3 protein-coding genes are annotated in these 5,770 nt (G+C 61.4%); 1 reads left to right on the top strand and 2 read right to left on the bottom strand.

Translation table 11 applies throughout. The features are described from left to right. Positions 1-235: 235 nt before the first annotated feature. Complete coding sequence (pulA, locus tag B5E66_RS12445; RefSeq protein WP_087233735.1) at positions 236-2,191, bottom strand: type I pullulanase; 1,956 nt, start codon at positions 2,189-2,191, stop codon at positions 236-238. A gap of 199 nt (positions 2,192-2,390) precedes the next feature. On the opposite strand from pulA, the gene B5E66_RS12450 reads away from it, so the two are divergent. Beyond that, complete coding sequence (locus tag B5E66_RS12450; protein WP_087233738.1) at positions 2,391-4,445, top strand: AAA family ATPase; 2,055 nt, start codon at positions 2,391-2,393, stop codon at positions 4,443-4,445. Positions 4,446-5,074: 629 nt separating this feature from the next. Here B5E66_RS12450 and B5E66_RS13275 read toward each other — a convergent pair. Beyond that, positions 5,075-5,728 (bottom strand): hypothetical protein, encoded by a 654-nt coding sequence (locus tag B5E66_RS13275; protein ID WP_087233741.1) that lies wholly within the window; start codon positions 5,726-5,728, stop codon positions 5,075-5,077. Positions 5,729-5,770: the final 42 nt, after the last annotated feature.

Consider the following 5,770-nt stretch of genomic DNA (forward strand, 5'->3'; position numbering starts at 1 on the left):
AATGAATTTTTCCTCCTTATGGTGTATAAAAGATAGAGACCCAAAACAGGTTCAAAGGAAGGTCCTTTCCTTTGTGTGCCTATCATAACATACCCCCCCCGGTGTCAAGACCCAATTTTAAATTTTGCCATTTTTTCTTTATTTTCTTTAGTTCGCGTTCTCTAACTTCGAGTGCCGGGGATCTGGAGGCAACGAAAAGCGCCCCGCGAATGCGGGGCGCTTATGCAATCTCGGCTTATACTTGTCCCAAAATGGTGGCGCTGTAAGGCAGAAGCACGGTGGAGCCGGTGCGGATGATCTCCTCGCCGCGCCACAGGCTGGAGGAGACGCCGTCGCACAGCAGACGCCATTGGCCTTCGGGCAGGGGCACCGTGCATGATTCGGCGGTGGGGTTGTAAAAGACCGCGATCTCGGGCCAGGCGGCGCCGTCCCCTTCGGCGGCTTCCAGGTGCCAGCCCTCCAGGGGTGGCTCGAGGGAAAAGAACTGGATGGCATGGGCACTCTCCAGCTTGCCGTCTCCGAGGCGGGGGAAGCGGGCGCGCAGGGCGATCAGCCCCCGGTAATAGTCCACCAGCCCATGGAACCGGGCGGCCCGGCCCCAGTCCAGCTGATTGATGGAGGCAGGGGAGCGGTAACTGTCCTTGATGCCCTTCTTGGTGCGGGCAAATTCCTCGCCGGCCTGCATGAAGGGGGTGCCCATACAGGTGAGGTAGATGCCGGCAGCCAGCCGGTTCTGCGCCAGTATGGTGTCGGGCGCGGCGCTGTAATCGGGCTTTTTGTACCGCACCGCCAGCAGCTTATCCCACAAGGTCAGGTTGTCGTGAGCCGACACATAGCTGATGATCTGACTGGGGGCGCGGGGGTTGACCCGGTCGTGGAGGCACCAGGCCCCCACCGCCGCGCCGATGTCCCAGAACGCGTCCTGTTTGCCCTCCACATAGCCGGGGCTGCGGGACTCAAAGCAGTTGCCCTTGATGGCGTCCCGGGTGTCGTCGCTGAACACCCCGATGCGGGTGCTGAGCATCTGCAAATTGGCCTTGTTCGCCTCGTACCGCCGCAGCATACTTTGCCCGCCCTGCCAGGGCTCGCCGTACATCAGGATCTCCTCCCCCCGGGGCAGGCGGTCCAACTGGCGGCGGATCTCGTTCATGGTGTCCACATCGAACAGGCCCATCAGGTCAAAGCGGAACCCGTCGATGTGGTATTCCCTGGCCCAGTAGAGGATGGAGTCGATCATATAGCGGCGGGCCATGGGCCGCTCGCAGCAAAACTCGCACCCGCAGCCGCTGCCGTTGGACAGGGTGCCGTCGGGGTTCTGACGGAAAAAGTAGTAGGGCACGGTGTCGTTCAGCACGTTTTCCTGGCGGTACATATGGTTGTAGACCACGTCCATCACCACCCCAAAGCCGGCCCGGTGCAGCGCTGCCACCATCTGCTTGAACTCGCGGATCCGCACCTCCCCGTGGTAGGGGTCGGTGGAATAGCTGCCCTCGGGGACGTTGTAGTTGGTGGGGTCATACCCCCAGTTGTATTGCAGCCGCACCGGGCGGGACTCGTCCACACTGCCAAAGTCGAACACCGGCATCAGCTGGATATGGCTGACCCCCAGCCGCTTGAGATAGCTCAGGCCGGTGGGATAGATGCCGTCCCCCGACAGGGTGGTGCCCTCCTGGGTGAAGGCCAGGTATTTGCCCCGCCAGGGCCGTGTAAAGCCGCCCTCTGGGTCCCAGGAGAAGTCGCGGACGCTGACCTCCCAGATCACCCGCCGGGCCGGGGGGATGACGGGTCGGCGGTCGAACTGCCAGCCCGACGGGTCGGTGCGGCGCAGGTCCACGATCATGCTGCGGTTGCCGTTGACCCCGGCGGCCCGGGCATAGGGGTCCGCCGTCTCCCGCACCTGACCGTTCACCCGCACCGAAAAGGTATAGTACATCCCGTGCTGGTCCCCGGGCAGGTAGAGGGTCCAGCAGCCGTGTTCCCGCCGTTCCATGGCCAGGGACCCGATGCAAAAGCCTCTGTCCCCCTGGCGGTAAAGGTTGACCAGCACCTGCTCGGCCGTGGGCGCCCACAGCCGCAGCCGGGTGCCGTCCCGGCTGTAATCGGGGCCCAGAGGCCCGTCGTACAGATACTCCTTTTCAAACCGCTCGCTGTCATAATAGGCCCGCAGGCTTTTGGGGGTCTTTACGCTCACTGCTGTCACATCCTTCTCTACGTGCGCCCAGGGCGTATCCGGAAACGGCGCGCCCTGCAGATCCTTTTCTTCTATTGTAAAGGACGCCGGGCCGCTTTGCAAGAGCCGGGAAACAAAAATCCAAAAGCCTCTCCCAGTTGCAAAAAATCCCCCGGCCCGCTATACTGGAAGCAGCACAAAACAGGGAGGGCCGCACAAGATGGGCTACAACGACGATTGGGAAAATTTGATGAACAGCGTGTTCGGCCCGGGGGGCAGGATGCGCACCGGAGGCAAGGGAAGCGGAGAAAAGGAAAAGGCATCCAAATCCCCCGTCAGGGGAGCCGACCCCGACAGCCTGAACAAGGCCCTGCTGGAGCAGCAGCGCACCCTGGACGCCCTGCTGAAAAAGCAGAACAAGGCCCTCAAGGCCCAGGACACCGCCACCGCCGCCGCTCTGGAGGACAGCCGCCAGCTGCTGCGGGACATGGAGGCCGACGGCCTGCTGGCCCAGGGCACCGCCGACACCCCCGCCCAGCACCTGGGCAGCTTTGAGGGTCTGGCGGCCCAGGTCAAGCAGACGGTGCTGGGGCAGGACGCCTATGTAGACAGCCTGGTGCGGGCCATGCGCCGCCCCTTCGTGCTGGGGACGGAAGGGGAGAAGGCCCGCAGCGTCCTCCTGATCTGGGGGCCGGCGGGCACAGGCCGTCACTTTGCCCTGCGGGAGACTGCCCGCCTGATGGCCGCCCGGGGCCTTTTGCAGAGCGACAAGGCCGCCCAGGTGGACCTGGCCCTTTACCCCGACCCGGGCACCGAACGGCTGTTTTTGCAGGATCTGTACGCCGCCTTGAACGCCCCCGGGGAGATGGTCCTGTTCGAGCATTACGAGAGCTGCTGCCCGGCCTTCCTGCGCACCCTGGCCGACCTGGCCGTCAAGGGGGCCGCCCCCCTGGCCAGCCGGTATCTGGTCAACCGGGAGGGCATCCTGGTGGACGCAGGCAGCGCCCTGGCCGCCGGCGCAGTGAGCCGGATCACCCCCCGGGGCAAGTATCTGATCTTTTTCTCCCACAAGGGGCGGCAGGCCATGGCGGAAAAGCTGGGGGCCGGTTTTGTAGCGGCCCTGGGGGACGTGTGCCAGACCCAGCCCTTTACCCCCGAGAGCCTGCAGGCCCTGGCCGCCAGGCAGCTGAACGAGCTGGCTCGGCGCTGCACCCGCCAGCTGGCCCTGACCTTGCAGGCCGGCCAGCCGGTGCGGGACTATGTGGCGGCCCAGGCCGTTCCCAGGGAGGGGGCTGGCGGGATGGCCGCCTGCTGCGACCGGATCTTCCGGGCCCTGAGCGAGTATTGCCTGCGGAATGACAGCTTCCGCCAGGGCACCGCCGTACTGGATGTGGAAAACGGCGTGCTCCGCTTTTCCATCGACGGCAGCGTGCCCGCCCCTCTGGAGGAACTGCTGCCCCCCGTCTACGACGGCGGCGCAGAGCAGGTGCGCCGGGAACTGGACGCCCTGGTGGGTCTGGAGGAGGTCAAGAGCTATGTGTTCGGCCTGGCGGACAATGTCCAGGTACAAAAGCGCCGGGCCGCCGCCGGCATGAAGACCGCCAGCCTGTCCATGCACATGATCTTCACCGGCAACCCCGGCACCGGCAAGACCACCATTGCCCGGCTGGTGGCCCGCTATCTCAAGGCCATCGGGGCGCTGCGGGGCGGCCAGCTGGTGGAGGTGAGCCGCGGGGATCTGGTGGGCCGCTACACCGGCCACACCGCGCCCCTGACCAACAGCGTCATCGAGAGCGCTCTGGGGGGCGTACTGTTCATCGACGAGGCATACAGCCTCTACCGGGGCCAGCAGGACAGCTTTGGGCTGGAGGCCATCGACACCCTGGTGAAGGGGATGGAGGACCACCGGGAGGACCTGGTGGTGATCCTGGCGGGCTACACCAAAGAGATGCAGCAGTTCCTCACGGCCAACAGCGGCCTGGCCAGCCGGTTCCCCAACCAGATCGAGTTCCCCGACTACACCGCCAGCCAGCTGGTGGACATCACCGTGTCTCTGGCGGCCGGGCGGGGGTACCGTCTGGACGACGGCTGCACCTTCCCGCTGCTGGGGTATTACCAGCGCAGGCAGGCCGCCGACAGCCGTTCGGCCGGCAATGGCCGTCTGGCCCGCAACACCCTGGAAAAGGCCATCTACAACCAGAGCCGCCGTCTGGTGGCCGAGCCCAGCGCCCCTCTGGATCTGATCCTGCCCGGGGATCTGGAATTTGAAGAATAACGAAGCGCAAAACAGAAAAGGCCCCAGGCCGTGCTCCTGCAAAGGAACGCGGACCCGGGGCCTTTTCCCGCACCAAAACAAAAGTTTTGTAGGCCTCACCATAAGGCCTTGTCCTTATTGTACGACATCCAGGGGCCTGCGTCAAGTTTTAATTTTTTCCTTTTGACTGCCGCACAAACTATCAAAAAAAGTCCTGTCCAGCCGACATGTGCGGATGGACAGGACACATACAGGGAAATTTGACGGAGAGAGTGTGCGAGCCGCCTTGCGGCGAGTGCGCGGTTCGACGGCAAATTTTGTCCCCAGGGGAATACCAGGGGGAAGGAATTTCTGCCGCGCGGCTACGCGCAGAAATGGGTTCCCCCTGGAGCGTGTCGTTTTCGACACGCTAAACAATGCGGGGGCCGGCTTTGCAGCCGGCCCCCGCAGAGGGACCCTATCTTTCGTGACGCAAAAGTTCTTTTGTTTTGGTGCGATCAACAACAGAAGGAATATATGGTTCTATTCCTCTTTGCCGCCACATCGGATGGGTGTTTTACCCGAGCGCGCAGGTGGTCTCTAGCACCTGTGCGCCCCTTATATCATCTCCCGGTATGGTGCCCCGGGGGTGTTATAAGTAAAGTTAAAAATCAAGCGACACTCTCAGCCACAGTCTGAGTAATGACAACACCAATAACCCACGCAGTATTATTAGCATTATCAGGTGCTGCTACTTTCACAGAACTAATATTTGCAGAGTAGGTGCAATCATACTTTGTAGAGCCAGAAACAGGAATAGAAGCAGGGTAAGTAGTCCGGTTCATATGACCAGCAATCGCACTAACTACAGCTGTAACTGCCGCTTTTTCATCCAGAGAGCCCGACATGGTATAGAGATAGATTGCTTTCTGCGATTCCTTGTCTGCAGGAACAGCATAGAAATCGCCCACATCTACGCGCTGGCCACTAAACTTGCCTTCCAGCTTCCCGGTCAGAGTAGTTTCATCTGCGTCATTCGTCCAGGTAACTTTCTTATATGCATTAGCAATCATGTTACTTGTAAAAGCGGTAGAATCAGTAGCAACTGCCTTCAGTGCCACATCCAGTTCCTCATTTGTTTTAAACGAGAACAGTTCTTTCTGAGCGCCGGTCAAAGCATCGTTTGCATAAGTAACAGCATTCGAGGTAACAGGATTCTCAGGTTGAGTGGGCTCGCTGGAAGAAGAACCGTCCTTGCAGCCAGCCAGCATGCTGACGGCCATGATGCCGGCCAGCGCCAGAGAAGCAATCTTCTTGAGTTTCATAATGAATTTTTCCTCCTTATGGTGTATAAAAGATAGAGACCC

Source organism: Faecalibacterium sp. An121 (assembly GCF_002160915.1).
Lineage (GTDB): Bacteria > Bacillota > Clostridia > Oscillospirales > Ruminococcaceae > Faecalibacterium > Faecalibacterium avium.